The 25906-nt window shown below is 68.0% G+C and carries 27 protein-coding genes; 14 read left to right on the plus strand and 13 right to left on the minus strand.

The genetic code is table 11. The features are described from left to right. Positions 1 to 12 precede the first annotated feature (12 nt). Entirely contained in the window at positions 13 to 405 is a 393-nt protein-coding gene (locus tag AMYAL_RS0118995) for a hypothetical protein (RefSeq protein ID WP_020632890.1), read from the plus strand. Positions 406 to 494: 89 nt separating this feature from the next. Next, positions 495 to 2000: a hypothetical protein gene (locus AMYAL_RS0119000; protein ID WP_026467227.1), complete on the plus strand. Its 1506-nt coding sequence runs from the start codon at positions 495 to 497 to the stop codon at positions 1998 to 2000. A 159-nt stretch (positions 2001 to 2159) separates the two neighbouring features. On the opposite strand, the gene AMYAL_RS0119005 is transcribed toward AMYAL_RS0119000, so the two are convergent. From AMYAL_RS0119005 to dprE1, 6 genes are all read right to left on the minus strand, one after another. Beyond that, complete coding sequence (locus AMYAL_RS0119005) at positions 2160 to 2753, minus strand: hypothetical protein (protein ID WP_020632892.1); 594 nt, start codon at positions 2751 to 2753, stop codon at positions 2160 to 2162. Then, positions 2753 to 3469 carry a hypothetical protein gene (locus tag AMYAL_RS45970; RefSeq protein ID WP_020632893.1) on the minus strand — a complete coding sequence of 239 codons (717 nt, stop codon included), beginning with the start codon at positions 3467 to 3469 and terminating at the stop codon, positions 2753 to 2755. The genes AMYAL_RS0119005 and AMYAL_RS45970 overlap by 1 nt, the downstream gene beginning before the upstream one ends. After that, positions 3466 to 4956 (minus strand): WXG100 family type VII secretion target, encoded by a 1491-nt coding sequence (locus tag AMYAL_RS0119020; protein ID WP_020632894.1) that lies wholly within the window; start codon positions 4954 to 4956, stop codon positions 3466 to 3468. Before AMYAL_RS0119020 ends, AMYAL_RS45970 begins: the two co-directional genes overlap by 4 nt. Further along, positions 4953 to 5444: a YbaB/EbfC family nucleoid-associated protein gene (locus AMYAL_RS0119025; protein WP_020632895.1), complete on the minus strand. Its 492-nt coding sequence runs from the start codon at positions 5442 to 5444 to the stop codon at positions 4953 to 4955. The genes AMYAL_RS0119020 and AMYAL_RS0119025 overlap by 4 nt, the downstream gene beginning before the upstream one ends. 73 nt (positions 5445 to 5517) lie before the next feature. Beyond that, on the minus strand, positions 5518 to 6273 hold the full coding sequence (dprE2, locus tag AMYAL_RS0119030) for a decaprenylphospho-beta-D-erythro-pentofuranosid-2-ulose 2-reductase (protein ID WP_020632896.1): 756 nt from the start codon (positions 6271 to 6273) through the stop codon (positions 5518 to 5520). Further along, the gene (gene dprE1 / locus AMYAL_RS0119035; RefSeq protein WP_209447313.1) at positions 6270 to 7604 is read right to left on the minus strand and encodes a decaprenylphosphoryl-beta-D-ribose oxidase; all 1335 of its coding nucleotides are present in this window, start codon (positions 7602 to 7604) and stop codon (positions 6270 to 6272) included. The genes dprE2 and dprE1 overlap by 4 nt, the downstream gene beginning before the upstream one ends. Before the next feature lie 137 nt (positions 7605 to 7741). Here dprE1 and AMYAL_RS0119040 point away from each other — a divergent pair, with 137 nt between their 5' ends. From AMYAL_RS0119040 to AMYAL_RS0119050, 3 genes are all read left to right on the plus strand, one after another. Next, positions 7742 to 8224, plus strand: a complete 483-nt coding sequence (locus tag AMYAL_RS0119040) for a GtrA family protein (RefSeq protein ID WP_020632899.1) — start codon at positions 7742 to 7744, stop codon at positions 8222 to 8224. A 6-nt stretch (positions 8225 to 8230) separates the two neighbouring features. Beyond that, positions 8231 to 10156 (plus strand): glycosyltransferase, encoded by a 1926-nt coding sequence (locus AMYAL_RS0119045; RefSeq protein WP_020632900.1) that lies wholly within the window; start codon positions 8231 to 8233, stop codon positions 10154 to 10156. Positions 10157 to 10261: 105 nt separating this feature from the next. After that, complete coding sequence (locus tag AMYAL_RS0119050) at positions 10262 to 11275, plus strand: acyl-CoA dehydrogenase family protein (protein WP_020632901.1); 1014 nt, start codon at positions 10262 to 10264, stop codon at positions 11273 to 11275. Here AMYAL_RS0119050 and AMYAL_RS0119055 read toward each other — a convergent pair. Continuing rightward, positions 11272 to 11514 carry a hypothetical protein gene (locus AMYAL_RS0119055; RefSeq protein ID WP_020632902.1) on the minus strand — a complete coding sequence of 81 codons (243 nt, stop codon included), beginning with the start codon at positions 11512 to 11514 and terminating at the stop codon, positions 11272 to 11274. The genes AMYAL_RS0119050 and AMYAL_RS0119055 overlap by 4 nt on opposite strands. 114 nt (positions 11515 to 11628) lie before the next feature. On the opposite strand from AMYAL_RS0119055, the gene AMYAL_RS0119060 reads away from it, so the two are divergent. The 4 genes from AMYAL_RS0119060 (at position 11629) to AMYAL_RS0119075 (ending at position 15075) form a co-directional block, all read left to right on the plus strand. Then, positions 11629 to 12393: an ESX secretion-associated protein EspG gene (locus AMYAL_RS0119060; protein WP_020632903.1), complete on the plus strand. Its 765-nt coding sequence runs from the start codon at positions 11629 to 11631 to the stop codon at positions 12391 to 12393. Between the two features lie 154 nt (positions 12394 to 12547). Then, positions 12548 to 13024 (plus strand): hypothetical protein, encoded by a 477-nt coding sequence (locus AMYAL_RS0119065; protein WP_143267678.1) that lies wholly within the window; start codon positions 12548 to 12550, stop codon positions 13022 to 13024. A 5-nt stretch (positions 13025 to 13029) separates the two neighbouring features. Further along, positions 13030 to 13578: a DUF3558 family protein gene (locus tag AMYAL_RS0119070; RefSeq protein WP_020632905.1), complete on the plus strand. Its 549-nt coding sequence runs from the start codon at positions 13030 to 13032 to the stop codon at positions 13576 to 13578. A 12-nt stretch (positions 13579 to 13590) separates the two neighbouring features. Next, positions 13591 to 15075, plus strand: a complete 1485-nt coding sequence (locus AMYAL_RS0119075) for a hypothetical protein (protein WP_020632906.1) — start codon at positions 13591 to 13593, stop codon at positions 15073 to 15075. 55 nt (positions 15076 to 15130) lie between these two features. Here AMYAL_RS0119075 and AMYAL_RS45975 read toward each other — a convergent pair whose 3' ends face one another. The 4 genes from AMYAL_RS45975 to wzm all read right to left on the minus strand — a co-directional run bounded on the left by AMYAL_RS45975 (position 15131) and on the right by wzm (position 19712). Next, complete coding sequence (locus AMYAL_RS45975) at positions 15131 to 16852, minus strand: arabinofuranosyltransferase AftB family protein (protein WP_020632907.1); 1722 nt, start codon at positions 16850 to 16852, stop codon at positions 15131 to 15133. A 173-nt stretch (positions 16853 to 17025) separates the two neighbouring features. Then, positions 17026 to 17934 carry a galactofuranosyltransferase GlfT1 gene (gene glfT1 / locus AMYAL_RS0119085; protein WP_020632908.1) on the minus strand — a complete coding sequence of 303 codons (909 nt, stop codon included), beginning with the start codon at positions 17932 to 17934 and terminating at the stop codon, positions 17026 to 17028. Next, positions 17931 to 18755 (minus strand): galactan export ABC transporter ATP-binding subunit Wzt/RfbE, encoded by an 825-nt coding sequence (wzt, locus tag AMYAL_RS0119090; RefSeq protein ID WP_026467230.1) that lies wholly within the window; start codon positions 18753 to 18755, stop codon positions 17931 to 17933. Before wzt ends, glfT1 begins: the two co-directional genes overlap by 4 nt. A 3-nt stretch (positions 18756 to 18758) precedes the next feature. Further along, on the minus strand, positions 18759 to 19712 hold the full coding sequence (gene wzm / locus AMYAL_RS0119095) for a galactan export ABC transporter permease subunit Wzm/RfbD (protein ID WP_020632910.1): 954 nt from the start codon (positions 19710 to 19712) through the stop codon (positions 18759 to 18761). A gap of 145 nt (positions 19713 to 19857) precedes the next feature. On the opposite strand from wzm, the gene AMYAL_RS0119100 reads away from it, so the two are divergent. The 5 genes from AMYAL_RS0119100 to AMYAL_RS45980 all read left to right on the plus strand — a co-directional run bounded on the left by AMYAL_RS0119100 (position 19858) and on the right by AMYAL_RS45980 (position 23763). Continuing rightward, the gene (locus AMYAL_RS0119100) at positions 19858 to 20487 is read left to right on the plus strand and encodes a glycosyltransferase family 29 protein (protein ID WP_026467231.1); all 630 of its coding nucleotides are present in this window, start codon (positions 19858 to 19860) and stop codon (positions 20485 to 20487) included. A 38-nt stretch (positions 20488 to 20525) separates the two neighbouring features. Next, positions 20526 to 20966, plus strand: a complete 441-nt coding sequence (locus AMYAL_RS0119105; protein WP_020632912.1) for a hypothetical protein — start codon at positions 20526 to 20528, stop codon at positions 20964 to 20966. After that, positions 20963 to 21478 (plus strand): GNAT family N-acetyltransferase, encoded by a 516-nt coding sequence (locus tag AMYAL_RS0119110; protein ID WP_020632913.1) that lies wholly within the window; start codon positions 20963 to 20965, stop codon positions 21476 to 21478. The genes AMYAL_RS0119105 and AMYAL_RS0119110 overlap by 4 nt, the downstream gene beginning before the upstream one ends. Positions 21479 to 21488: 10 nt before the next feature. Further along, complete coding sequence (pseI, locus tag AMYAL_RS0119115) at positions 21489 to 22544, plus strand: pseudaminic acid synthase (protein ID WP_020632914.1); 1056 nt, start codon at positions 21489 to 21491, stop codon at positions 22542 to 22544. A 148-nt stretch (positions 22545 to 22692) separates the two neighbouring features. Next, positions 22693 to 23763 (plus strand): SMI1/KNR4 family protein, encoded by a 1071-nt coding sequence (locus AMYAL_RS45980; protein WP_143267679.1) that lies wholly within the window; start codon positions 22693 to 22695, stop codon positions 23761 to 23763. Here the strand turns inward: AMYAL_RS45980 and AMYAL_RS0119125 are convergent. Both AMYAL_RS0119125 and pseB read right to left on the minus strand, forming a co-directional pair. Further along, positions 23760 to 24896 (minus strand): DegT/DnrJ/EryC1/StrS family aminotransferase, encoded by a 1137-nt coding sequence (locus tag AMYAL_RS0119125; RefSeq protein WP_020632916.1) that lies wholly within the window; start codon positions 24894 to 24896, stop codon positions 23760 to 23762. The genes AMYAL_RS45980 and AMYAL_RS0119125 overlap by 4 nt on opposite strands. Next, complete coding sequence (pseB, locus tag AMYAL_RS0119130; RefSeq protein WP_020632917.1) at positions 24889 to 25872, minus strand: UDP-N-acetylglucosamine 4,6-dehydratase (inverting); 984 nt, start codon at positions 25870 to 25872, stop codon at positions 24889 to 24891. The genes AMYAL_RS0119125 and pseB overlap by 8 nt, the downstream gene beginning before the upstream one ends. Between the last annotated feature and the right edge of the window lie 34 nt (positions 25873 to 25906).

The raw sequence follows: 25906 nt of genomic DNA on the forward strand, positions 1-25906 counted from the left end.
CTAGGAGCGAAGATGAGCGACCCGCAGCGGCCGTCCGAAGACGAGGACAAGACGGTCGAGCAGCCCGTCGCCGGTGACGAGACGGCGAAGAAACCCGCTGAGACCCCTGCCGAGACTCCTGCCGCCCCCGCCGGGCCGCCGCCCGGCTGGGTGCCCGTGCAGCAGGCTCCGCCGAAGAAGGGCGGTTTCCGGCGCTTCGCCGGGCATCGCGCGACGCAGCTGGTCGGGGTCGGCCTCATCGGATTCATCCTCGGCGGCGGGATCATCGGTACCGCCGTCGGCCTGGCTTCCCGCGACGGCGATCGGCCCGGCTTCTCCCGCGAACACCGTGGTCCGGGTCCCAACGCGCACCGAGACTTCCGTGACGGCCCCGGTGACCGCGGCTGGCGTCACGACGGGAACTGAAGATCATCCGTCCGTGGGACCGTCGCAGGTGACGAGTCCCACGGAGGGTAGGTAACGGAATCATCACGGCACCGTGTACGGTGTTCGTGATGCGAAGCGCCTCCGCTGAACTGCCCCAGGCTTCCGGTGCGCTGCCGGGAGTCGCCGTCCTCACCCGCCCCTGGGTACTGCCAGCCGGGGCGGCGGTGGCTTCGGCCCTGGTGTTCGTGCTGGTCAGCGGGCATCTGATCGACGACACGTACATCACGCTGTCGTATGCGAAGAACCTCGCCTTCCACGGCCATTGGGGCCTGATCGAAGACGGCACCGCCAACACCGCGACGTCGCCGCTGAACGTCCTCGTGCTGGCGCTGGTCACGTTCGTCGCGCGCGACGCCGTCTTCGCCGCCGGGGTCGTCTTCGTCGCGAGTCAGGTGTTGCTCGTCCTCGGTCTGCGCCGGATCGGCGCCGCGACGGCTCTTCCCGGCGGGTTCGCCCCGCTGGCGCTGGGTCTGCTGCTGGTGAACCCGCTGCTGCTGTCGTCGGTCGGCCTCGAAGTCACCCTCGGCGCGACAGCCGTCGTCTGGCTGATGGTGATGCTGCACGAACGTCGTCCGGCCGCCGCGGGCGCGGTGATCGGCCTGATCGCGCTGATCCGGATCGACCTGCTGCTGATCGCGTTCGTGCTGTTCCTCGCGCGCCGCGAATTCTGGGCGGGCATCTGGCGGCTGACGTTCGCCGCGCTCGCGGTGATGCTGCCGTGGTTCGGCTTCAGCTGGCTGGTGCTGGGTTCGGCGGTGCCGGACACCCTGGTCATCAAGATCATGCAGCGTTCGTGGGGGCCGTTCAGTTTCACCAACGGCCCGCTGCTGTATTGGCGTAACTTCCCGGTCGAAGCGACACTTTCCTTTCTGCCGCTCGTGATCGGCGGACTCGCCGGTCTGCTGTGGACATTCCACTACCGGCGCGGTTCGGAGCGGGCGAAGCGGCTGGCGCCGTTCGCGACCCTCGCGATCGCCGGTGCGGCACATTATCTGGCCTACTGCTGGCTGAACGTCCCGCCGTACCACTGGTATTACGCGCCGAGCATCATCGGCGCGACGATCTTCCTCGCCGCCGCCGCTTGCGTGGTCCCCGGCCGGGCCCGGCTCGGTGCGGGGGTCCTCGCCGGCGCGTTCCTGCTCGTGAGCGCCGTCGCCTACGCGACCCCCGAACTGCCGCGCCGGTTCGCGCCCATCACCAGCAACCACGCCGCGACCGACGAATACCGCCGGATCGGCTCACAACTGGCCGAACTGACCAAGGGGCGCAAGGTGGAAAGCGCGGGCGAGGTCGGCGCGCTCGCCTATGCCTGCGACTGCGACATCGTGGACCAGTTCTCCGACCGCGGCTCGGTCGATCCGGCGATCGTCGAGACGAAGAACCGCAGCAGCGACCTCGGCAAGGCGTTGCTGGCGGCGAACTTCCGGTTCTTCGACCACAGCGTCCCGCCCGCGACCCCGGATCTGGTGCTGGCCACCACCCGTAAGACCCCGCCGTCGAACGCGCTGGCGACCTGGACGATCCACTCGCCGTGGATGGGCACCCAAAGCCTCTACCTGCTCCCGGCCCGCTGACCCCGCGCGTGTCGTCCGTCTGATCACACGTGTCGTCCGTTCAATCACACGTGTCGTCCCTCCAGCCACGTGAACCCACCCTTTGCCGCCGAGCATCGGATGGACGGCACGCGTGATCAGATGGACGGCACGCGTGATTGAGCGGACGGCACGGAGGGGTCAGCGGCGCGAGTGGGCGCGGTCGGCCTTCGTGGCCGCCAGCATGTCCCGCTGGTAGAGCACGGAACCGTCGGCGAAGACGAACTGGAGCACCGGCCGCGCCGGGAAACTCCGACCCAGGTACAGCGCGGACACCGACCGCACGACTCCTGACGGCATCTCGTCGAAGGTCCGGAACGGCTGGGCGGGATCCTCGCCTTCCAGCAGCTTCGCCGGGTACACGACGGCCAGCCGCCGGTCGGACAGCGTCAGCCGCGCCTCACCGTGGCCACCGGCGAGGTGATCCGCGAGCCGTGCGGCGGTCTGCTCCGCCGAACGCGCGATGACCCAATAGGCGATCGTGGGGTCGTCGGTCCAGTCGCCTTCGAGGACGTCCGGCGCGGGCAGCGGCCATCGGGTTTTCCCTGTCACCGCCGGGGTTTCCCGTGACGGCTCGTAGGGAAGCGTGAGTTTCCCGTCCAGCAGGAGACCCACGTAGCCGTGCGCCGGCGGGCAGCCGATGATCAGGCGTTCGCCGGGCGCGAGCCAGAATTGGTGCAGTTCCCGTTCGACGATCTCGTCGACGGACTTCGCGATCGGAAGCGTGTTCTCCATCAGCTCACCGTCACCGAGTACAGCCAAGCGAACTGCCGCGGATCGTCGCAGTCGAAAAGGAAATCCATCCCCGATTCGTCCACAAAGGACGCACGAAGACACGGGCGGCGCTTCTTGCCGTGTTCGGCCACCGCGAAACCGGCGATCGACCCGCGCGGGATCTCGGTGCGCGGCACCATCTCGTGCCGCGCGATCGGGACGCCCTCGGCGTTCTCGCCGTAGGTCTTCGTGGTCATGATCGCGGCGATCTCCTTGCCGGTCTTGACCACGCCCTTGCCGAACCCGATCGCCTTCGACATGAACGACTTCTCGGCAGGCATCGACGGCTCCGGAGGCGGGACGAACTTCTCCAGCACCAGCAGCCGCGTGCTGGTCAGCGCCCAGAGCCGCGAAAGCGAACCGCTGGTGGACATCTCCCGCACGGCCGCGTGCGCGATGCCGCCCTGCTCGCCGAGCACGATGACCTGCGGTGACGGCGGATTCGACGCACCGCTGTCGTCGCCCCCGCCCAGCGCCGCGCCGACCATGTCGCCGGCGAAGTTCGCCGCGCCCGAGCCGATCTTGCCCAGCACGCTCTTCTTCGGGACACCCCAGGGATCGAGGCCGCGTACGTCGTAGTTCAGCGTGCGGCCGTACGCGGCCCACAGCAACCGTTCGCCGGGGTGCAGCGAAGGCAGGGCCTGCGACGCGGCCCCGAGCGGGTAGCCGAGATTCATTCTTCGATCGTGAACCCTCTGTCGGTCGCCGCGCGGCGCTCTTCCTCGGACGACGAATCCTGCGACTCGTTGTAACCGGCCTTGACGCCTTGCTCGACGCCCAGCTCCGTCAGGTTACCGGCACTGCCGCGGAAAGCGGCCTTGCCGACGCTGGTCGTCCCGCTCATGCCCATCGCCCGCAGGCCGGCCTCGGTGAGGTTCGTGGTGAGCGCGTCCGAGCCCTCGCCGCCGACGCCGAACCGGTCCGCGAACTTGTTGGCCGTCTTGGAGGCCCCGGTCGCCGGATTGGCCTTCGTGACGATCTTGGCGAGGGGGTTCTTGTCGATCTGGTCGGCCAGCCGCTTCTGCAGCCAGTTGCCGTCCCGCAGGCCTTCGGCGCGCTCGACGACCTTCTTCAGCGGCCCGTTGCGGAGCATCTTCAGGATGTCTTCGAGCTTCTCGATCAACGGCTTGAGCTTGCCGAGCAGCTGCTTGACCTTCATCCCGAGCCGTCCGCCGGTCACCGCGACCTGACCGGCCGTCGCCGCGCCCGCCGCGCCGACCGAGGCGCCCGCCGTGATCCACGAGGCGGCCAGCGCGGCCAGCCACTCGATGATCAGGCCCATCACCAGTTCTCCGATGATGTCGATGACGATCTCGACGAACGCGTCGAACAGGTCGGCGGCGATCTCCAGGATCTGCTGCAGCCCGCGGACGTCGTTCGCGAACGCCTTGGCGCCACCCGAGAACTCGGTCATCTGGCCGCGGAACGCCTCGCCGGCGTCGCCCTTCCAGGCTTCCTTGGTGCCGTCGGCCCGCTTCTGCTCGTGCTCGGCGACGCCGTCGAGCCATTTCGCCGTCTGTTCCCAGCCCTTGGCGGTGCTGCGCATCTGCTCGGGGTCGCCGATCGCGGGTTCCAGCACCAGTTCGACCAGCGGGCTGATCACGATCCCGATCAGGAAACCGAGCCCGTTGTCCAAAAAGGACTGGCCGGGGCTCATCACGAGCTGGAGCTGTTCCATCCGCGCGTGCACGGCCGCGATCGCGACGTCCGGCGGGCTGCTCGCCCTGGCGACGTCCGAGGACGTGCTGACCCACGAGCTGCCGTAGCCGCCGTTCTGCTCCCAGAACCCCTTGCGGCCGGAGTCGCCGGCGCTGTTGAGGTCACCGAGGCTGCCGGGGCCGCTGCCGCCGTCGTCCAGTCCGGCGCCGAGTCCGGTGATGACCTCGGCGGTGCCCTGGTTGTGGTCGAGGTAGGTCTTCGCCGCGGTGGTGGTCTTGTCGGCGATCTGGTCCATGAAGGACTTCGCCTGCTCGGCGAGGTCCTGGCATTCCTGCAGGCCTTCGAAGTACTTGAACGCCATCAGCTCGCCGAGCGGCCCGAAGCAGTCGTCGGAGACCCTGGCCTGCTCCAGCAGGCTCGCGAGACTGCCGAAGTTCCCCGACGCCTCTTTGGAGCCCGTCGCGTGCGCTGTGAGCGCTTCCGTCTGGACGCCGAAGCCGGTCATGAGTCCCTCCGCAGGATCGGGCCGCCGAAGTCGTCGTCATCGGCGGGAGCGGGGCGCGCCGGACGCTGCGTGCGGACAGGCTGCTGCTGAACGGGCGAAGCGGGTCCGGCGAGGGATTCCGCGGGCGGGGGAGCGCTCGGCCCGAGCGGCTCGACGTGGGCGTTGAACGCCTCTTTGAACTGCTCCGCCCGGTCGCCGAGAATCGGCTGGACGGTCTGCTGCATCGCGGCCGCGGCCTGCTGCGTGGCTTCCCTGATCGCGTTCAGGATGTCCTGTTGCAGCGCGGTGTGCGTGCGGTTCATCGCCTTGGGGGACAGCTGGAGTCCCAGCAGCGCGCCGGACGGGGCGACGGTCACCGTCACCGAGCCGTCGGCGTTGCGCGCGGATCCGCGCAGCCCGGCGATCTTGTCCTTCAGCTCCGCTGCTTTGGCGGCCTGCTCCTGAAACGACCGGATGGCCGCGTCGAGCTTGGCTTCCTGGTCAGCCATCGATTCCTCTCAACCCGTGGACGGATGGGCGTCCGTGCACGGGTTGAGACGAATGGCGTAGCGGGCTCGTTCCCTAGATCGGCAGTTTCCGGAAGATCGGCCGGGGGATGTGCCGCAGGGCCGACATGACCAGGCGGAACGGCGCGGGCGACCACACCAGTTCCTTGCCCGCGCGCGAGGCGGCGACCGAGGTCTCGGCGACCTGCTCGGCGTCGACGGTCAGCGGGGCGTCCTTGAGGCCTTCGGTCATCTTGGTCCGGACCTGGCCCGAACGGACGACGGTGATCTGCACGCCGAACTCGGCCAGCGCCTCGCCGAGGCCCAGGTAGAAGCCGTCGAAACCGGCCTTGGAGGAGCCGTAGACGAAGTTCGAGCGGCGGACGCGTTCACCGGCGACCGACGACAGCGCGATGACCTTGCCGTGCCCCTGCGTCTTCAGCTTGTTCGACAGCGCGACGCCCACCGACACCGCGGCCGTGTAGTTCACGGTCGCCGCCTCGACTGCCTTCGCGTGGTCCTGCCACAGCTCTTCCTGGTCACCGAGCAGGCCGAACGCGACGACGGTGACGTCGATGTCGCCGCCCTCGAACGCCTTGTCCAGCACGGCCGGGTGGGTGTCCGTCGCCTTGGCGTCGAAGTCCACGCATGCCACCTCGGCGCCCTTGTCCTTCAGGCGCTGGGCGGCCGCGTCGAGCCGCGGCGACTGACGTCCGGCCAGCACGACCCGAAGGGGCTTCTCGGACAGGTACTTCTCCGCGATCGCGAGCGCGATGTCGGAGGTGCCGCCGAGCAGCAGCAGGGACTGGGGGTTGCCAACAGCGTCGATCACAGTTCCAACCTTCGGGACATGTCAGAGGCGAAAACGCCTTCGGGGTCAACGGAAGCGCGGACCTTGCGCCATTCCTCGAGCCGCGGGTACATCTTCGCGAAGTTCTCCGCGGAGGTGCGCGAGTCCTTCGCCGTGTACAGACGGCCGCCGAGCGCGAGCACGTCTTCGTCGAGTTCCTGGCAGAACCGGCTCAGCCCGTCCTTGATCGGGAAGTCGAGGCAGACCATCCAGCCGGGGTGCGGGAACGACAGCGGCGCCGCGTTGCCCTCGCCCATCTGCTTGAACACGTTGAGGAACGACACGTGCCCGGAGTCCGCGACCTTCTGGATGATCCGGCGCAGCGGCTCGTGCGCGTTCAGCGGCGTGCTGAACTGGTACTGCAGGAAACCCTTGGTGCCGTAGGCGCGGTTCCACTCGCCGAACAGATCCAACGGGTGGTAGAACGCGGTCAGGCTCTGGATCTGGTCGCGCGCGTTCTTCGCGGTCTTGCGGTAGTACAGCTCGCCGACCATGGAGAACGACAGCTTGTTCGCCAGCCCGTTCGGGAAGATGTCCGGCAGGGTCGCCAGGGTGCCGGGGTTGAACTTCAGCGGGTCCGCTCGCAGCTTCGGCGGCAGTTCGTCGAGTTTGGCGAGCGAACCGCGCTGGAAGGCGGCGCGGCCGAGCTTCGCGCCCCTGGAGATCGAGTCGAACCAGCCGGACGAGTACGTGTAGTTGTCCTCGGAACCGTCCGTGACCAGCGCCAGCGTCTCGTCGAGGTTCGCGGTGCGCTGGATGTCGGCCTTGAAGTAGGCCGTCTCCGTCTTGGTCATCCGGATCTTCGCCCGGACGATGATGCCGGTCAGGCCGATGCCTGCCACGGTCGCCCAGAACAGCTCCGCGTCGGGGCCGTCCGGCGTGATCGTGCGCACCTGCCCGTCGGCGGTGATCAGGTCCAGCGACACCACGTGGTTGCCGAAGCTGCCAGCCGAGTGGTGGTTCTTGCCGTGGATGTCGTTGGCGATCGCGCCGCCGATGGTCACCTGGCGCGTCCCCGGCAGCACCGGGACCCACAGGCCGTACGGCAGCCCCTCGCGCATCAGCTTGTCGAGGCTGACCCCGGCGTCGAGGTCGACGATGCCGGAGTCCGGGTCGATCGAGTGGATGCGGTCCAGCGTGGTCATGTCGACGACCAGACCGCCCGCGTTCTGCGCCGGGTCGCCGTAGGACCGGCCGAGACCACGCGCGATGACCCCGCGTTCCCCGGCCTGGGTCACCGCCTTGGCGATGGCCTCCACGTCAGGGGTGCTCAGGACGTCCGCGATGCTCGGCGACGTCCTTGCCCAGCCCATGAGCGACTGCCGCTGTGTCTTGGGTGCTTGGGTCACGCCGACCAGGGTAACCACGCCGAACGCTGCCCGGAACGTGACCCTGAAGTGCTCGCTTCTACACTTTGCGCATCAGCCCCAGCAGTTTATGAGGTAGAGCAGTGGTGGCGACCGACCCGAAAGCCGGCGTGACGGCAGCAGAGCCGTCCTCCCCTGGGCTGCTCGGGCAGCTCATCCGCTTCGGCCTCATCGGCGGCTTCTGCGCCCTGGTCGATTTCGGTGTCTACCAGGGGCTCCGCGCCCTCGGAATGGACGTGTCGCCGTGGGTGGACATCGCCCGCGCGCTCAGCTTCATCGTGGGCACCACGACCGCCTTCTTCCTGAACCGCAAGTTCACCTTCGCCGGTGGACGCCAGGAGGGCGCACGTCAGATCGGTAGCTTCGTACTCCTGTACGCCGTGACTTTCCTTGTCGCCGTCGGCGTCAACCGCACGATGCTGCACGTCCTGCCGGAGTCGGCCTGGAAGGCCACCCTCGGCTGGGTCGTCTCGCAGGCAACCGCGACCGTGATCAATTTCGTCATGCTCAAGTGGGTCGTCTTCCGTGAGCCCCGCACAGTCGTGTCAAGCACAGAGGAGAACTGAGGATTCATGCCCGGTAAAGCCGCCGTCACCGGAGAGGCCCCGAGCGCCATGGTGAGCACTATCGACGACACCCGCTTCGCGGAACGCACCCCGCAGGGCCGTCTCACCGCGCAGCGCGGGCTTTACGCCGGCCCGGCCCCCATCGTCAGCAAGGACCTCTACGCCGAACTCGAATGGGGCAGTGCCGTGCGCGAGCGCGCGGGCATCTCCATCGAGCCGGCGTCGAAGGTGTCCGGCAACACCTATTTCGGGCGCTTCCCCGCGAGCTACTGGCAGCGCTGGACCGACGTGACCGAGGTCCAGGTCGAGGCCGTCGTCACCGGTGACGGTCAGCTGTCCGTCGGCGCTTCCGACATCGAGGGTGACGCGCGTGTCGTCGCCGCCGAGATCGTCGCGGGCGCGAAGCAGCGGAAGGTGACGCTCACCGCGAAGCTCGACAAGTTCTACGACGGCGGCGCGCTCTGGCTCGACATCGAGACCGAGGGCGGCCAGTCGCTGCGCGTCGAGAACGTCCGCTGGACGGTCGACGCGCCGGAGAAGATCCGCCCGACCGCGGTGACCATCTGCACGATGAACCGCGCCGACGACTGCCTGTCGAACCTGCAGGCGCTCGCCGCCGACGTCTCCTCGCTGGAGACGCTCGACGCGATCTACGTCGCCGACCAGGGCACCGACCTCGTCGAGTCGCGCGACGGCTTCGAACAGGTCACGAAGGACCTCGGCGACAAGCTGCACTACATCAAGCAGCCGAACCTCGGCGGCGCCGGCGGCTTCACCCGCGGCCTCTACGAGGTCGCCGGGCACACCGAGACCGAGCACGCGAACGTCCTGTTCATGGACGACGACGTGCTGCTGGAGCCGGATCTGGTGATCCGGATGACCGCGTTCTCCAACCGCACGGTCAACCCGGTCATCGTCGGCGGGCAGATGCTGAACCTGCTGCACCCGAACCAGCTGCACGTCGGCGCCGAGTACGCCCGGCTGAACACGCTGGAGCCCGGTCAGCCGGTGCCGCACTCGCTTTCGACCGCCGACCTGCTCGGCGTCGACGAGGACACCCTCAAGCCGAACCGCCAGGAACGCCGCCTCGACGCCGGGTACAACGGCTGGTGGTCGTGCCTGATCCCGTACGAGGTCGTCAAGGCCACGGGTTACCCGCTGCCGTTCTTCTTCCAGTGGGACGACGCGGAGTACAGCTACCGCGCACGCGGTGCGGGCTTCCCCACCGTCACCCTTCCGGGCGCCGGCGTCTGGCACGCCGACTTCCACTGGAAGGACTGGGACGAGTGGCACCGCTACTTCAACCTGCGGAACTCGATCATCACCGCCGCGCTGCACTCGCCGTTCAACCTGAACCTGCTCTCGCGCGTGCTCATCGCGCAGCTGGTCCGGTACCTGCTCGGCATGCAGTACGGCCTGTCCGCCACGCTGATCAAGGCCGTCGAGGACTTCCTCGAGGGGCCGGAGGTCCTGCGTGACGGCGGCGTCGCGGCGATGAAGGAGATCCGCCGGATCCGCGACGAGTACCCCGAGACCAAGCGGCACAAGGCCACCGACGTCCCCGGTATCGCGTCGAACGACATCGGCATCATCAACAGCGCGCCGCGGCCCAGCATGCAGCGCCTGGTGCTGATCAAGCGGATCCTCGACCGGGTGCTCGGCCGCAGCCGTCACTCGCTCGGGGCGATCCCGATCGACGAGGCCCACTGGTGGCACGTCGCGACCTTCGACACCGCCGTCGTCACCGACGCTTCGCAGGAAGGTGTGCGGGTCCGCTCGTACGACCGCGCGAAGATGTTCGACCTGGCCCGGAAGGGTGCGAAGGTCATCCAGCGGCTCCGTAAGGAAGGCGCGGCGGTGCAGGAGCAGTACAAGCGCTCCATGCCCGAGCTGACCTCGCGGGACAACTGGAAGCGGCTCTACAAGCTGTAAAGCGTGCACAGAAAGGCCCCTTCATCGCGAATTTCGCGGGTGAAGGGGCCTTTCTGTGCGTCCGGGGCACCCCACGACCGGCAGAAGTTAGGGTAGCCTTACTTCATGACGGATCCGGTCGCCCGCGCCCAAGCCCTCGCCGATGACCTTCTCTTCCCGGCAGCCGCCGAAGTCGACCTCAAGGGCGAAGTCCCTTCGAGTCACTTCGACGCCCTCGCCGCCGAAGGCTTCTACGGCCTCGCCGCGCCCAAAGAGGTCGGCGGTCCCGGTGTCGACCTCCCGACGATCGTCGGAGTCCTCGAAGCACTGGCGGGCGGCTGCCTCAGCACGATGTTCACCTGGGTCCAGCACCACGGTCTGGTCGCCGGACTGGCCGCCACCGACCGCGTGGACCTGCGCGAGCGCTACCTCCCGGCGCTGATCAGCGGCGAACTCAAGGCGGGTGCGGCGTTCGCCGCGGTGATCCCGACCCCGCCCAGGCTGCGCGCGGAACGCGTCGACGGCGGGTACCTGCTCGACGGCGAGGCGCCGTTCGTCAGCGGCTGGGGTGTCATCGACCTGCTCCAGCTGTGCGCCCGTGACGGCGACACCGTCGTCGGTGCCGCGGTCGACGCGGTCCCGGCGGAGGGGCTGGAGGTCCAGCCGCTCGACCTCGTCGCCGCGCAGGGCACGTCCACCGTGCACCTCGGCTTCACCCGCTACTTCCTGGCCGACGACCGCGTCTACGGGAAGACCCCGCACGCGGAGTTCGTCGCGGGCAACACGTTCCCTTCCCGGCTCAACGGCTGTGCCCCGCTCGGCCTGGCCGCCCGCGCCGCCCGGCTCATCGACGACCTCGGGAAGGCCGACGTCGCCGTCGGGATCAGGGCCGAGATCGACGTCGTCCGCGGACGGCTCGACGCGGGCCTCGCCGATCCGCCGTCCCTGCCCGCGGCACGGGCGGCCGGCGCGGAACTCGCGTTCCGGGCCGCGGGCGCACTGGTCGCGGCCAGCGGCAGCACGTCGGTACTCGCCGGACGACACCCCCAGCGGCTCGTCCGGGAAGCCACCTTCCTACTGGTCGCCGCCAGCCGCCCGGAGATCAAGTCGGGCCTGCTGGAGCTGTTCTCCCGGCGTTAGTGAAGCCCGAAGACCCGGTTCTTGCGGTTGAGGTCGTCGATGTAGGCGGCGGCGACGTGGGTGAAGTTGATCGCCACCTCGGAGTCGTCCTTGGTCTTGATCGTCTGGACCGAACCGGTGCGGACGAAATGCGAGAGGTCCTTGGTCAGCCGTTCGGTTTCGTCCGTCGTGAGCGCGAAGAGCAGCGGCTCACCACCGGCGGCGAGATGGAGTACGAGCGCGGGTTTCTGGTCTGCCATGAACCCATGGCACCAGCATTGATCACGGCCGGGCAAGCGGGTTCGCTGCGGGCGTACCGGGTGCGTGGACTACGTTCATCCCGACGAACAAGACACCCGCGGGGGGAAATGGCGATGCCGCATTCGTTCTCGTTGTCACTGGCGGCGATGGACATCCTGCTGGAACACGGCCGGTTCGGCCCGGCGCCGGTCCCGTTCGAAGTCCCGCATATCGGCACCACGACGGATCAGCGCGCGTTGGTGCGCGAGGCCGTCTTCCGTGACCTCGAAGGCCGCGGCCTGATGCGCGGCGGCAGGCTCGACGCCGACGTCGAACTCGCGATCGCCACGTTCGTCAATCCTCAGCTCGCCGTGTGGACGGTCGCGCAGATGGACAAGGGCAAGCAGCTGTTCGCGAGGTCGGCGACGAACGGCCAGTTCGCGGTCGTCGTGCGCCAGGACGAGAACCTGCTCGTATTCGAGGAGACCAGGCCGACCGCGATCGTCGCGTCGATCGTCGACCTGCTGCCGCTGACCCCGGCGGGGCCCGGCCAGTCCGTCACCATCGCGAAGCCGGCCAGTGCGCCGAAGCGGCCTCGCAACGACGACGCGTACGACCCCTTCGCCAAGGTCAGCGGACCCCGGTCCCATGGCTCGAACCCGCAGCAGCGGCAGGTGGAGCGGATCTTCGAGAAGCCGAAGACGCGCGTGGGCCAGTTCAGTGTGTTCATCCGCGGCGGCCAGGTCTTCCCGCCGCTGGCGTGGTTCGACACCGAAGCGGGCCGGTTCATGATGACCTCGCGCCAGGCGGCCGACGGGCAAAGCTGGCTGACCTACGCTCCGGCGGACAACGCGAGGATCGCGCAGCAGCTGTACGCCCAGCTCGAAGGCCAGTTCTGAGCAGTCGGGAACCGGGGTGACGCCCGTTTCGTCACAGTTCAGGCGCGTGCTGCGATGATCGGCGAATAGGTTCGATCCTCGTTGCGCTGAGTGCTCGGCTAGTAGACTGCCGGGCGGTACGCACGGGCGAGCAGACGATGCAGTGGGGCGGACGATGGCTTTCGAAGCGGACGGCGGACAGGCGGCACCGAACTTCTCGATCGGCGCCGCGGTGGGTGCGGCGGCGAACTACGTGGAGGCGGGTGGCCTGAACCAGGCCGCGATCGCCAAGGTCAGCGCCGAGACCCAGAAGCTCGTTTCGGCCGCCAAGAGCGGTGGCTTCAAGATCAGCGAAGAGGGCGTCAAGCCGCTTCGCGAGGCGCTTACGAAGATGTCCGAAGAGCTCACCGCCCTCAGCAGGAAGACGATGCGGCTTTCCGAAGCGCCTCAGCTCGGTGACCACCCGTACGGGAAGGCCGTCGCGGCCCACGACCACAAGGGCGCCGCCCAGGCGAGCAACTCCGCGAGCGCGATCCTCGAACAGTTCAAGCAGGTCGTCCGCGACGCGGACGAGGCGCTGGCCAGGGCCGCCGGGCTGTACAAGGGCGTCGAAGACCGCGCGATCGACGCCACCAAGAAGGTTCAGGCCTGAGGACGATGAAGAAGCTCTACGTGGTGCCGCTCGCCGCGGCCGCACTGGTACTGGCCGCGTGCTCCAGCGAGAAGCCGGGAAACGCCAGCCCGGCTCCGTCGGCGCCGCCCGCCCAGACCGGCGGATCCAGTTCGGCACCCGCCACCGGCGCCGGCGACACCAAGTCGATCGATCCGTGCTCGCTCCTCGGCGTGGCCGACCTCACGTCCTACGGGACGTTCAAGCCGCCGACGACGGCGAACGAGGGCGGAGCCCGCTCTTGCCAGTTCGACAAGGCGGCGACGAGCGCCGCGGACGCCGTGTCCTTGGGCGTCGACATCCGGGACACGCAGAACGTCGACAGTGTCGGTGACGCCGGGAACGGCAAGACGACAGGCAACGTCAACGGGCGCAAAGCGGTGCTCGCGCCGAAGCCTGGCGGATGCTTGATGGCGCTCGAACTCGGCCCGTCGGCGCGGGTCGATGTCCTGGTCGCGGCCGCCGAAACCAAACAGGCCTGCGAGATCGCCGAGAAGATCGCCGACATCGTCGAACCGAAGCTTCCGAAGAGCTAAGGGGGAATCAGGATGACCACGAAGACACCGAACCTGAGCGAGAAGCAGGTCTCCGACCTTTCGCCCGCGGCACGTGACACGTACTTCCAGCAGAAGGCCCAGGAGGGCGTCGACCCCAGTGACGGCTGGCTGTTCGGCGCGGTCAAGCAGTTCATGGCCGCCGGGAAGGCGCACCAGCAGTCCCAGGAGGTCGGCGACAAGAACGTCGACCAGCTGACCAAGAACGGCGACGTCCAGTACGTCGAGGGGCTGGAGCCGTCGAACGCGGACTACCAGGGCTACGACCACGAGAAGCTCGAACAGTTCGTCAACAGCAATTTGAACGTCGAGCAGGTCTCCGACGTTTCGACCGCGTACCACGAGATGCACAAGGCCTTCGACACTTTCTCGAAGACCATGGACCAAGCGGTCACGGCGTCGCAGGGCACCTGGGAAGGTGACGCGGCGGGCAACGCGCAGGGCTACTTCAAGAGCCTCAGCAAGTGGTCCGATGCGAACTCCCAGAACGCGAAGCTCGCCTCCGAGACGATCTACGACCAGGGCACCGCGGCTTCCACCGTGAAGAACACGATGCCCAAGCCGATCCCCTTCAACTGGAAGGACGAGGTCGGCGGCTGGGTGACGTCGAACCCGTTCAACCTGGGCGACAACATCGACAAGTCCATCCAGAAGCAGAAGGACAGCCAGGACGCGCACACCGAGGCCGCCTCGGCCATGCACAACTACGACAAGGCGCTGTACGACGCCGCGTCGAAGCAGCCCGCCTTCGCCGAGCCGCCCAAGTTCGGCGTGGACGGTGGCGGCGGGATCGACAAGCCGCAGCCTTACGAGTTGCCGCCCGGATCGCGAAACCCCGGTGACGGCCAGCCCGGCCACGGCAATCCCGGCAACACCTACATCCCGCCCGGCAACGGCGGCGGTGGCGGCAGCGGTGGTGGCGGCAATGGCGGAGGCGGCGGTGGTGGTGGTGGCGGCCACATCCCCGGCCCCGGCAGCACCACGGGGACGGGCAGCATCCCGTCGAGCACGACGCCGTCGGGTTTCCTGGGCAACCAGCCGCCGGTCACCACGCCCGGCCCGAACAACAACATGAACTCCATGCCGATGAGCCCGATGCCGATGTCGCCCATGATGGGCGGCGGCATGGGCGACTCCGAGTACAACGGGCGGAACAGCCGTGGTGGCGGCGGCGGAAGCGGGTTCGGCCCTGGTGGCGGTTCGGGCTCCACGCCCGGTTCGGGTTCCGCGTCCGGCGCGGCCCGGCCCGGTGGTGTCGGCGCCGCCGAAGCGGCGGCAGGCCGCGGTATGGGCGGCCTCGGCGGTGGCTCCGCCGGCCGTGGCGGTCCGGGTATGGGCGGCGGCATGGGTGGCCGCGGTCAGCACGCGGACGGGGAAGAGGACACCGAGCACCAGCGTCCGACGTACCTCGTCGAGGGCGACCCGGACGAGGTCTTCGGCACCGACATGCGCACCGCTCCGCCGGTCATCGGCGAATAGGCCGCAGACAAAAGGCCCTTTCCCGCGAGGGAAAGGGCCTTTTGCGCGTTCCTGGTCAGCGCCCGTGTTGTGCGATGTACGGGTTGCGGTCGTAGCGCAGACCGGACCGGCCGACCGAGTGCACCAGGTTCTCCCAGAATCGGCTTCCGGTCAGCGGCGCGCGCACGGAAGCCAGCATTTCCTGGATCTCGGGTCGCGCGAGGGAACGCCTCGCGGAGGCGATTTCCTCCGCGTCCACCGCGCCGCCGGTCGCCGCGGCCAGCTCTTCCGGAGTGCCCCGGCCGGCGTCCGCGAGGGTCCAGGCGACCGAGAGCAGCTTGTCGTGCCCCATCGGCCAGCCTTTGATCGAGAGCGAGTGCGACGCCAGTGGGCTCGCCAGCCCGAGGTCGTCGACCACCTTGTAGTCGTAGGGCAGCAGCAGGCCGGGGAAGCCGAGCGCGCCGGGAGACGAGACCACGGTCCGCTCCCGCGCCGGTACGACGAGCCATCGATGGTCGAGCGACACCGCGACGACAGGCCCCTCCTTGCCTTCCATCGCCTTGGCCAGTTCCGGCAGGTAGCCGGGGGCTTGAGCGGCGTCCTCGGCCAGGATCGGATGGGACTCGCCCGTGGTGTCGACCCAGAAGACGCGGGAATCGGTGATGGAGTGGGCGCCGATCTTGTGATCGACCGCCGAAGGCGCCCGTAACCAGCCCCCGCTCACTAGAGCCCAGACGCCGAGCACCAGCAGCGGCAGCGCGGTCCATTTGCCGAGCGGCACCGCGAGCACCGGGAGAAGAAGCAGCAAGAGCGGCGGAAGCAGCATGCGGCCGTGCATGTAGTCACCGCCGACACGGGTGACGTAGAAGAGCAGGCAGAGCGCGGCGATGACGGGCAGCACGACCACGATGGTCGTCGCACGCGACAGCTTCCGGAGCACCAACGCCGCGACGACCACCAGCGTGAGCAGCGGGATCACCAGCAGGTACGGGTCGAGTAGGTCGGCGATGTAGTAGAAGCCGCGGTCCCAGCGGGCCTTCGAGGCTTCTTTCGCCAGCGCCGTGTTCGGCGTGATCAGGCCGTAGTAACCCATGCGGAAGATCTGATAGCCGGCAGGCAGCACGCCTGCCACGAGAATCCAGAGCAGGGCGCGTTTCCAGCCCGGCTTGGCGATGAGGAGCAAGGCGACGCCACCGAGCACGGTCACCAGTGCGAATTCGGGGCGGACCAGCGGGCCGAGCCCGAGAATGAAGACCGTGGCCCACGGTCGCGTGCCGGGACGGGTGGCGTGGCGGACCAAGAGCCACCACACACCCGCGAGCCAGCAGGTGACGAGGCCGGTTTCGAGACCTGACGTCGCGAAGTCCCAGAACGGAGAGAGGCCGAGAAGCAGGAGTGCTCCGGCCGGAACGATCAGTTTCGAGGGGTGCAGGCGACGAGCGCCGTCGAGGCCGAGCGCCATCCCGGCGGCCGCGAAGAGCAGCCCGAGAATGACGGCCGCCCATTCGAGCCGGACGCCGAAAAGGCCGACAAGTGCGACGATGTATGTCCACAGCGTGCTGGTGTTCGCTTCGACACGTTCACCGGCGTTGAACGTCGGGCCGTTGCCGTCCAGAAGATTCTGCACGGTCCGCAGCACGATCAGTCCATCGTCACACACCCATCTTCGGTTCCATGCGATCACCGCGAACAGGGCCACGACCAGCCCGATGCTGACGAGATTCCAGTCGAACCCAGGTCTGCGTCCGGGGCTGGGGCTCGCTTCCGGAGTGTCCGGAGCGAGCAGGGTCGTATCCACGAGCTAATCCCCCAAAGGTCTGGACCTTGCGCAAGGTCAGTCTCTGGGAATACGACCGAAGCGGGGCACAGGTTGCCTGGCCGTTCTCGTGAGTAGCGCTGACAAAAAATGGCCACCCTTGCCGACGAGTTTCCTCACCGGCAAGGGCGGCCACCCTCGGTCTTTCGTATCTCTCAGTAGCGGTAGAACTTCTCCTTGTGGCCCTGGCGCACCAGCTTCAGCCACTGCAGGAAAGCCTTCGGGTCCCGCTTCACCCCGACGAAGTACAGCCCGAACCGCACCACTTCGAGCGCGCCGATCTTGCGCATGCCCGGCTGTGACAGCAGGTAGCCGCGGTTGCGGTAGGTGTAGTAGCGCTTGACCTCGTTCTCCGGGTCCTGCGCGTGGAACCGGCCGCCCAGCATCGGCTTGAACTCGTCCGAGCCGTCCGGGTGCAGGTACGCGGTCTTGAGCGAGGTGCCGAACGGCAGCCCCGACCGCACCAGGCGCCGGTGCAGTTCGACCTCGTCGCCGCGGAAGAACAACCGCAGATCCGGCACGCCGACGACGTCCAAAGTGGACGCGCGGAACAACGCGCCGTTCATCAGTGAGGCGATGCCGGGCAGGAAGTCGACGCCCAGTTCCGACGACGAACGCTTCCAGGTCAGCCCGCGCCGCAACGGGAACGCGAGCTTGTCCGGCGCGTCGATGTTGGACACCACCGGCGAGATCTCGGCCAGATCCCGCTTTTCGGCCTCTTCCAGCAGGATCGCGAGGACGTTCTCGTCGGCGGGACGGCCGTCGTCGTCGGCCAGCCAGACCCAGTCCGCGCCCAGCGAAAGCGCGTGCAGCATGCCGAGCGCGAATCCGCCCGCACCGCCGAGGTTGCGGTGCGAAGGCAGGTACGTGAAGGGAAGCGGGTAGTTCTCGACGATGTCCCGCGCCGACTTGTCCGGCCCGTTGTCGACCACGACGAGGTGGTCGACGGGCCGCGTCTGCGCGGCGATCACCTTGAGCGAGTCCGCGAGCAGTTCCCGCCGATGGCGCGTGACGACGACGCCGACGACGGCGCCTTCGGGCAACTGCCGGGTCTCGCTGGTCATCCTTGACCGCCGTTCGTCGTCGACACCGTCTCGGGTTCGACGCCGAACCGCTCCAGCGTCTCCTTGCTCATGTTCTCGAACGGGTCGCGGCCCTTGTAACCGGTGAGTACGTCGCGCAGCGAACCGCGCTGCTTCACATGCCCCTCGTCCATCCAGATGGCGGAATCGCAGAGCTCGAAGAGGAACTCGTCCGAGTGGCTGGCGAACACCAGGATGCCCGAACGCTTCACCAGGGCCTTCAACCGGTCCTTCGCCTTGTTGAGGAACGCCGCGTCGACCGCGCCGATGCCCTCGTCGAGGATCAGGATCTCCGGGTCGATCGAGGTGACCACACCCAGCGCCAGCCGCACGCGCATACCGGTGGAGTACGTCCGCAGCGGCATCTGCAGGTAGTCGCCGAGTTCGGTGAACTCCGCGATGTCGTCGACGCGGGCTTCCATCTGCTTCGCGGTCATCCCGAGGAACAGGCCGCGGATGATGATGTTCTCCAGCCCGGAGATCTCCGGGTCCATGCCGATGCCGAGGTCGAAGACCGGCGCGATCTTTCCGGAGATCTTCGCCGAGCCACGAGTGGGCTCGTAGATCCCGGACAGCAGCCGCAGCAGCGTCGACTTGCCGGCGCCGTTGTGGCCGACCAGGCCGACGCGGTCGCCCTCCTTCAGCTGGAGCGTCACGTCGTGCAGGGCTTCGATGATCGGCACCTTGGTCTCGGTACCGATCTTGCCGCCGACCTTGCCCAGCACCTTTTTCTTCATGGAGCGGGTCTTCGCGTCGAAGATGGGGAAGTCGACGTAGGCGTTGTGCACATCAATGCTGACCATCTGTCACACCCAATAAGAGACGCGGGAACGGTAATTGCGCATCGCGACCAGCGCGAGGATCCAGCCGACGACGGTGAAGCCGGCCACCACGTACCAGCTGTTGATGCTGACTTCCTGTCCGATCAGTGGCGCGCGCACGATCTGGATGAAGTGGAACAACGGGTTGCCGTGGACGAACGGCAACGCCCACGAGGTGTCGACCCTGGCGCCGCCCGCCATCAGCTGGTCGACCGGCCACACGATCGGCGTCATGTAGAACAGCAGCTGGATGATCGAGCTGATCACCTGCGGGATGTCGCGGTAACGGGTCGAGATGATGCCCAGCAGCAGGGTGACCCAGCCGGCGTTCAGCGCGAGCATGAAGAAGCCGGGGATCGCGGTGAGCGAGTACCAGCCGATGCCGGGGTGGCAGATCCCGGAGAAACCCGGATCGCAGTTGCCGGTGTTCAGCGAATACGGATGGTTCAGCGCGGTGAAGAAGATCGCGACGACGATCACGTAGACGATCAGGTTGTGCATCAGCATCAAGGTCTGGCGCCACACCGTGCGCAGCACGTAGACCGACAGCGGTGCCGGGAGCTGTTTGATCAGCCCCTCGTTGGAGATGAAGGTCTCCATGCCCTCGGACAGGCAGCCGCTGATGAAGCCCCAGATGATGAACCCGGTGCTGATGTAGGGCAGGAACGTCGGCGTCGGCATGTGGAACAACTGTGAGTACAGAAGTCCCAGGCCCAGCGCGATGACACCCTGGCTGATGGTGATCCAGAACGGGCCGATCACCGAGCGGCGATAGCGCTGCTTGATGTCCTGCCAGCCGAGGTGTCCCCACAGCTCTTTGGCGGCGAACCCGGTCTTGATGTCGGCGAACGCCCGCGAAAAGGTCTTGCTGTCCGAAATCGGCGGAACCGAGGTCGGCGCAGCACCGTCGGGGGCGTGAACCGTGCTGGTGGCATGCACGGGAACGAGGGTACCGATGGGGCCGATGGTGGCTGGGACACCCCGTCCCGACCACGGAAAGCTACCGTCGGCTTTGCACCCGAACGCGGTGCGTGTGCTGGTACTTTCTGCCCTCATGACTGCTGCACTCGGCGACGCGAGCCTGATGGTCAATCTGCTCGCCGCATACGCCGACCGGCCGGAGCCCCGTTCGGTGGCCGTGGTCGGGAACCAGCCGCTGCCGCCGGACCCCCGGCGAGCGAAGGCCATCGACGCCTGCGACCTCGTGATCAGGGTCAACGGTTTCGTCGTCGACGAGCCGGGCGGCCCCGAAGCCGTCGGCAGCCGGGTGCACGTCGTCGTGTTCAACCGCGCCGTCCGCGCCACCAAGCACGTCTTCCGTGACTACCGCAAACGGCTGTACCTGCTGGTCGAGCCGGGGCGCATGCACTGGGAGCCCGAAGACATCCCCGGCTGGTGGCCAGGAGACCTCGGCTACGTGCCGGTGCCGAACCGCGAGGTCGTCCTGCCGCTCTCCGACGCGCTGGGCCTGCCGAGCCGCGAAGAGGGCCTGTGGTCGACCACCGGGACGCTGGCCGCCTGGATCGCGCGCACGTCGTTCCCGCACGCCACGCTGGTCTTGTCCGGGTTCTCGTTCATCGACGACCCCGCCCAGACCCATTGGGAGCACGCCGCGGGCGACTCCTGCATCGTCGGACCCGAACACCGGATCGCCGCCGAGGGCAGGCTGCTGGACTCGTGGACGAAGACCGGTGAAACCGAACTCCTGCGCTGAACTTCCAGCCAGCCCACCCCGAGAAGGAACACCACCCCATGGCAGTGCAGAAACTCCGCAGCGGCGTGATCGGCCGGATCGCCAGGCTCATCGACTTCCGGATCGACGAGCGGCTCCGTGACCTCAACGGGCGCGTCAACGACCTCGAACACGCCACCGCGGACCACCGCCGACGGCTCGACGGCGCCGAGGGCGGCCTCGAGCACACGCGCGGAGACCTGCGCTGGACCCGCGCCGAGCTGGACCGCCTGATCCCGAGCGTCGCGGCCCAGGAGGCCCAGCTGGAGGACCTGCGCGAGTCGTTGTCGCTGCCGACGCACGCCGACAAGCCCGAACTGGCCGAGGCGCGCAGCCTGATCCAGGAGATCCAGCGCCAGCACGCCCAGATCCGCATCCGGCTCGCCGGGATCGCCCGCTACGAGGACCGGCTGCGCCGCCTCGAGGACCAGCAGCGCGAGAACGTCGACCAGGCTCTGTGACCGTGCTGGCCGAAGCCGGGGAAGACGACCTCGACCGGATCCGGCGGTGGCGCAACCATCCGTCGGTCCGGAAGGTCAGCTTCACCACGCACGAGATCGGCGCCGAAGAACACCGCGGCTGGTTCGACGCGGTCCGCGCGGACCCGAGCCGTCGCGTGCTCGTCTACCGGCACGGTGAGGTGCCCGCCGGTGTCGTGCTGTTCAGCGACATCGACGCCGAGACCGGAAGCGCGGAATGGCACTTTTACCTGGACGTCGAGGGGCTCGGCCGCGAGATCCTCCCCGCCTGGTTGAAGCTGGAGGGCGCGGCCGTCGACTACGGCTTCGACGTTCTCGGCCTGAACCTGCTTGGCGGCGCGACACTCGCGGACAACCGTCAGGTCCTGCAGCTCCACAAGCGATTCGGCTTCACCGAAACACGCAGGTATGTTCGAGAGGTCGACGGCGAGCCGCGCGAGGTCGTCTGGACCGAACTGCGTGCCGCCGACCGCCGGACCAGGAAGAAGAGGTAGTCCCACCCCGATGACCGCCAGCGAGGTGCGCATCGGCGCACATGTCCTCTCGGCGGCGCACCCGCCGTTCGTGATCGCCGAAATGTCCGGTAACCACAACGGTGACCTCGGCCGGGCACTCGAGATCGTCGACGCGATCGCCGAAACCGGCGCGCAGGCGGTCAAGCTGCAGACCTACCGGCCGGACACGATCACCATCGACGTGGACACGCCGGACTTCCGCATCGGTGACTCGCACTCGCTGTGGGGCGGCGAGAACCTCTACAAGCTCTACGAGCGCGCTCACACGCCCTGGGAGTGGCACGAGCCGCTGTTCGAGCGCGCCCGCGCCCACGGTCTCGAGATCTTCTCCAGCCCGTTCGACCCCACGGCCGTCGACCTGCTGGAGTCGCTGGACGCGCCCGCGTACAAGATCGCGTCGTCGGAGATCGTCGACCTGCCGCTGATCGAACTGTGCGCGAAGACCGGCAAACCGCTGATCATCTCGACCGGGATGGCCAGCGTCGCCGAGATCGACGCGGCGGTGCGGACGGCGCGTGAGGCGGGCAACGACCAGCTCATCGTGCTCGGCTGCACCGCCAGCTACCCGGCGTCGCCCGCCGAGAGCAACCTGCGTGGCCTGCCCGTCCTGGCCGGCGTGACCGGGACGCTCGTCGGCCTGTCCGACCACACGCCCGGTATCGGCGCCCCGCTCGCCGCCGTCGCGCTCGGCGCCGTCGCCATCGAGAAACACGTGACGCTGGCCAGGAACGACGGCGGCGTCGACTCCGAGTTCTCCCTGGAGCCCGCCGAACTGGCCGCGCTGGTCACCGAGTCGCACCGCGCGTGGGAGGCGCTGGGCGCCGCCGTGATCGGACCGCGCGAGAGCGAGAAGGAAGGACTGCGGTTCCGGCGTTCCCTCTACGTCGTCGAGGACGTGCGCGCCGGGGACACGGTGACGCGGGAAAACGTCCGGTCGATCCGGCCGGCCGGTGGGCTGGCTCCGGCCGAGATCGTGAACGTGCTCGGCCGTACCTTCGCTTCCGATGTCCCCAAGGGCACCGCGCTCACCTGGGGCCTGATCTAGCGGAATTGTCAGGGTTGGCTGGCACCATCGCGCGGTGACCATCTCGTTCGCCGAACTGCTCGGCCCACCACCTCCCGATCCGATCCCCGTCGATTGGCCCGGTGTCGAAGCCTGGCTCGGGCTGCGTTTGCCGAGTTCCTACAAGGCCTTGGTCGACGTCTATGGCCCGGTGTTCGTCGGCGGGCGTCTCTTGCTGAAGGCTCCTGTCGCCCGTGACGATCGCTTCGACTACGCGGACGAACTCGCTCACGTGCACAAGTTCTGCGGCGCGGTGTCGATGGATCTTCCCGTCGACGACAGGCCTCGATTCCATCCGAAGCCGGGTGGTCTGCTCGTCTGGGGGAGCACCACTTTCTCGGAGCATTTGTTCTGGGATACCGGCGCTTCGGACGATCCCGAGCACTGGCCGGTCGTGGTCCACCAGCAGAGAGCGCTCAACCAGGGAGAGAATCCTTGGTTCGACTTGGAAATGCCCTTCGAGGAGGCGCTGACCGCCATCGTCCGGACCGGAGTCCGGTTCCCCGATACCACTTTGGGGCCGTTGGCGCCGACGGTCGAGCGGAGCCTCGACTACCTGAAGGCGCGTTCCTGGGGCGTGCCGCCACCGCCTGAACCGAAACCCGCTCCGGATCCGCGAAGGCTCGCCGCGTTTACCCAAGGGACCGGGTTGGACGCCTTGTGTGAGTTGGTTCCCCCTCCGGAGGCGCCCTACCTTGGCGAGGGTTCTTGGGAAGAACTCTTCGAGCGGCTCGGCACGCGGCTGCCCACCGAGTTCGTCGCCTTGACAGAGCGATACGGCTATGGATATTTCGCCGATTGGCTGCACGTTCCCGCGCCACTTCGTTCCGACCATCGGGGACTGGCCAAGTCGGTGGAAGAGTCGTTGTACAACTATCGCGACCTTCGTAATGACGCCCCCGATTACCAGCCACTCGCGGTGTGGCCGGAACCCGGCGGATTCCTTCCGGTCCTGGAGACCCAGGGCGGGGATGAGATCGGATGGCTCACGCTGGGCGAGCCGGATGAGTGGCCGGTCATCGTCTATCCGCGCCACAACGACCAAGGGCCGCCGCTCACCGGACTGCTCACAGATCTCATCCTTGAGTGGCTTCGCGGCAACTTCACCACGGACGGCTTCGTCAGGCTTTTCGTGGACGAAGCCGACCCCTTCGAAACGATCCGTTTCGAAGGGGTAAGCCCTGCCCCTGAGCAGGCCTAGCCGAAGAAGGCGTGGACCTCGTCGATGACGCGGTCCACGTCGGCGTCGGTCAGCGCCGGGAACAGCGGCAGCGAGAGCTCCTGGCTGTAGTACAGCTCCGCGTTCGGGCACATCCCGCGTCGGTAGCCGAGGTCTTCGAACACCGGGTGCCAGTACGCGGGGATGTAGTTGACCTGCACGCCGATTCCCTTGGCGCGCAGGTGATCGAACAGTGCTCGGCGGCGTCCTTCGAGGACTCGCAGCGGGTACAGGTGCCACACTGGGTCCGCGCCTTCGCGTACGGCAGGCGTCAACACGCCGTCCAAAGAGGACAGTGCGGCGGTGTAGCGCGCGTGGATCTCCGCGCGTCGCTTCTTGAACTCGGTGAGCCTGTGCAGCTGGCTGCTTCCCAAGGCGCACAACACGTCCGGCAGCCGGTAGTTGAGGCCGAACTCGTGCACTTCCTGGTGCCACGCGCCCTCGTCCGGAAAGCGCTGCGCCGCCTTGTCCCGCACCAGACCGTGGTTGCGGAAACCGCGGGCCCGCGCCAGCAGCTCGTCCGAACCGGCGACCACCGCGCCACCTTCGGCGGTGGTGAGGTTCTTGGTGGGGAAGAAGGAGAACGTGGTGAGGTCGGCGAGTGAACCCACAGGCCTGCCCTGCCAGCTCCCGCCGACGGAATGGGCGGCGTCCTCCAGCAGCAGCACGCCGTTGTCGCGGGCGATGCGGCCGAGTTCGTCCAGTTCCGCCGGGTGGCCGGCGTAGTCGACGGCCGCGACGACCTTCGTCCGCGACGTGACGGCCGCCGAGGCCGCCGCCGGGTCGAGGTTCCCGGTGTCCGCCTCGACGTCGGCGAACACGACCTCGCCGCCGAGCAGCGCGGCCGTCGCGGCGGTGGCGACGAACGTCATCGGCGAGGTGACGACCTCGTCACCGGGGCCGATCCCTGCCGCCGCGTACGCGACGTGAAGCGCGGCCGTGCCCGAGGTGACGGCCACCGCGGGTGTGCCGCCGGTGTGCTCGGCGAGGTCGGCTTCGAAGCGGGTGACGGCGGGGCCGGTGGTCAGCCAGTCACCACGCAGCACGTCGGTGACCGCGGCGATGTCCTCGTCCGAGATGGACTGACGGCCGTAGGGAAGGAACTGCTCAGCCATACTGCTCGACCAGGCTGCGCAGTTCCTCCGCGTCGAGCCACAGATCGTTGGTGTCCGAGCGGTACGCGAAGTTCTCCGGCACCGCCTTGCCGTCCGACGGCGGCTCGTAACCCCAGCCCGCGATATGCGGCTGGACGACGTAGCGGTCGCTCAGCTGAACCGTCCGGCGGGAGTCGTCGGGGGCGATCATCTCTTCGTGCAGCTTCTCGCCGGGCCGGATGCCGACCTCGTGCATCGGCGAACCGGGCGCGATGGCCTGCGCGAGTTCGACCAGCCGCATGCTGGGGATCCGCGGCACGTACAGCTCGCCGCCGTTCATCTGGTCGAACGAGTCGACCACGAACTGCACGGCCTGCGGGAGCGTGATCCAGAAGCGGGTCATCTCCTTATGCGTGATCGGCAGCGACTCGCCCTTGGCCGCGAGCGCGCGGAAGAACGGGATCACGCTGCCGCGCGAGCCCATCACGTTGCCGTAGCGGACCACGGAGAACCTGGTCGGGTGCGTCGCGGCGTAGTGGTTCGCGCTGATGAACATCCGGTCGGCGCACAGCTTCGTGGCGCCGTAGAGGTTGATCGGGCTGGACGCCTTGTCCGTCGACAGCGCGACGACCTTCTTCACGCCCGTGTCGATCGCGGCCTCGATGACGTTCTGCGAGCCGACGACGTTGGTCTGCACGAATTCGAACGGGTTGTACTCACCCGTGTCGACCTGCTTGAGCGCGGCGGCGTGCACGACGTAGTCGACTCCGTGCATCGCGCGCTCAAGGCGGCGGCGGTCCCGGATGTCGCCGATGAACCAGCGCAGCCTCGGGTCGTTGTCGAACTGCTGCCGGGCTTCGTACTGCTTGAGCTCGTCACGGGAGAGCACGACCAGCCGTCGCGGGTTCAGCTCGGCCAGGGCGTAGGTGATGAACGCCTTGCCGAACGAACCGGTCCCGCCGGTGAGCAGGATGCTGGAGCCATCCAGCTCGGACATCGTTGACCTCCGCGTTTCGGTGCTACTGCCGCAG

Origin of the sequence: Amycolatopsis alba DSM 44262 (genome assembly GCF_000384215.1) — a bacterium.
In the GTDB taxonomy this organism is placed as follows: domain Bacteria; phylum Actinomycetota; class Actinomycetes; order Mycobacteriales; family Pseudonocardiaceae; genus Amycolatopsis; species Amycolatopsis alba.

Bases quoted from the DNA above. Each gene is read 5' to 3' on its own strand.
- AMYAL_RS0119055 (WP_020632902.1), bottom strand. From the start codon at position 11,514: ATGGCAGACCAGAAACCCGCGCTCGTACTCCATCTCGCCGCCGGTGGT.
- wzt (WP_026467230.1), bottom strand. From the start codon at position 18,755: ATGGTCAGCATTGATGTGCACAACGCCTACGTCGACTTCCCCATCTTC.
- AMYAL_RS0119105 (WP_020632912.1), top strand. From the start codon at position 20,526: ATGGCAGTGCAGAAACTCCGCAGCGGCGTGATCGGCCGGATCGCCAGG.
- AMYAL_RS0119045 (WP_020632900.1), top strand. From the start codon at position 8,231: ATGCCCGGTAAAGCCGCCGTCACCGGAGAGGCCCCGAGCGCCATGGTG.
- AMYAL_RS0119000 (WP_026467227.1), top strand. From the start codon at position 495: ATGCGAAGCGCCTCCGCTGAACTGCCCCAGGCTTCCGGTGCGCTGCCG.
- AMYAL_RS0119020 (WP_020632894.1), bottom strand. From the start codon at position 4,956: ATGACCGGCTTCGGCGTCCAGACGGAAGCGCTCACAGCGCACGCGACG.
- AMYAL_RS45970 (WP_020632893.1), bottom strand. From the start codon at position 3,469: ATGAATCTCGGCTACCCGCTCGGGGCCGCGTCGCAGGCCCTGCCTTCG.
- AMYAL_RS0119025 (WP_020632895.1), bottom strand. From the start codon at position 5,444: ATGGCTGACCAGGAAGCCAAGCTCGACGCGGCCATCCGGTCGTTTCAG.
- AMYAL_RS0119065 (WP_143267678.1), top strand. From the start codon at position 12,548: ATGGCTTTCGAAGCGGACGGCGGACAGGCGGCACCGAACTTCTCGATC.
- pseI (WP_020632914.1), top strand. From the start codon at position 21,489: ATGACCGCCAGCGAGGTGCGCATCGGCGCACATGTCCTCTCGGCGGCG.
- dprE1 (WP_209447313.1), bottom strand. From the start codon at position 7,604: ATGGGCTGGGCAAGGACGTCGCCGAGCATCGCGGACGTCCTGAGCACC.
- AMYAL_RS0119100 (WP_026467231.1), top strand. From the start codon at position 19,858: ATGGTCAATCTGCTCGCCGCATACGCCGACCGGCCGGAGCCCCGTTCG.
- AMYAL_RS0119005 (WP_020632892.1), bottom strand. From the start codon at position 2,753: ATGGAGAACACGCTTCCGATCGCGAAGTCCGTCGACGAGATCGTCGAA.
- AMYAL_RS0119070 (WP_020632905.1), top strand. From the start codon at position 13,030: ATGAAGAAGCTCTACGTGGTGCCGCTCGCCGCGGCCGCACTGGTACTG.
- pseB (WP_020632917.1), bottom strand. From the start codon at position 25,872: ATGTCCGAGCTGGATGGCTCCAGCATCCTGCTCACCGGCGGGACCGGT.
- AMYAL_RS0118995 (WP_020632890.1), top strand. From the start codon at position 13: ATGAGCGACCCGCAGCGGCCGTCCGAAGACGAGGACAAGACGGTCGAG.
- AMYAL_RS0119075 (WP_020632906.1), top strand. From the start codon at position 13,591: ATGACCACGAAGACACCGAACCTGAGCGAGAAGCAGGTCTCCGACCTT.
- AMYAL_RS0119050 (WP_020632901.1), top strand. From the start codon at position 10,262: ATGACGGATCCGGTCGCCCGCGCCCAAGCCCTCGCCGATGACCTTCTC.
- AMYAL_RS0119060 (WP_020632903.1), top strand. From the start codon at position 11,629: ATGCCGCATTCGTTCTCGTTGTCACTGGCGGCGATGGACATCCTGCTG.
- AMYAL_RS0119125 (WP_020632916.1), bottom strand. From the start codon at position 24,896: ATGGCTGAGCAGTTCCTTCCCTACGGCCGTCAGTCCATCTCGGACGAG.
- glfT1 (WP_020632908.1), bottom strand. From the start codon at position 17,934: ATGACCAGCGAGACCCGGCAGTTGCCCGAAGGCGCCGTCGTCGGCGTC.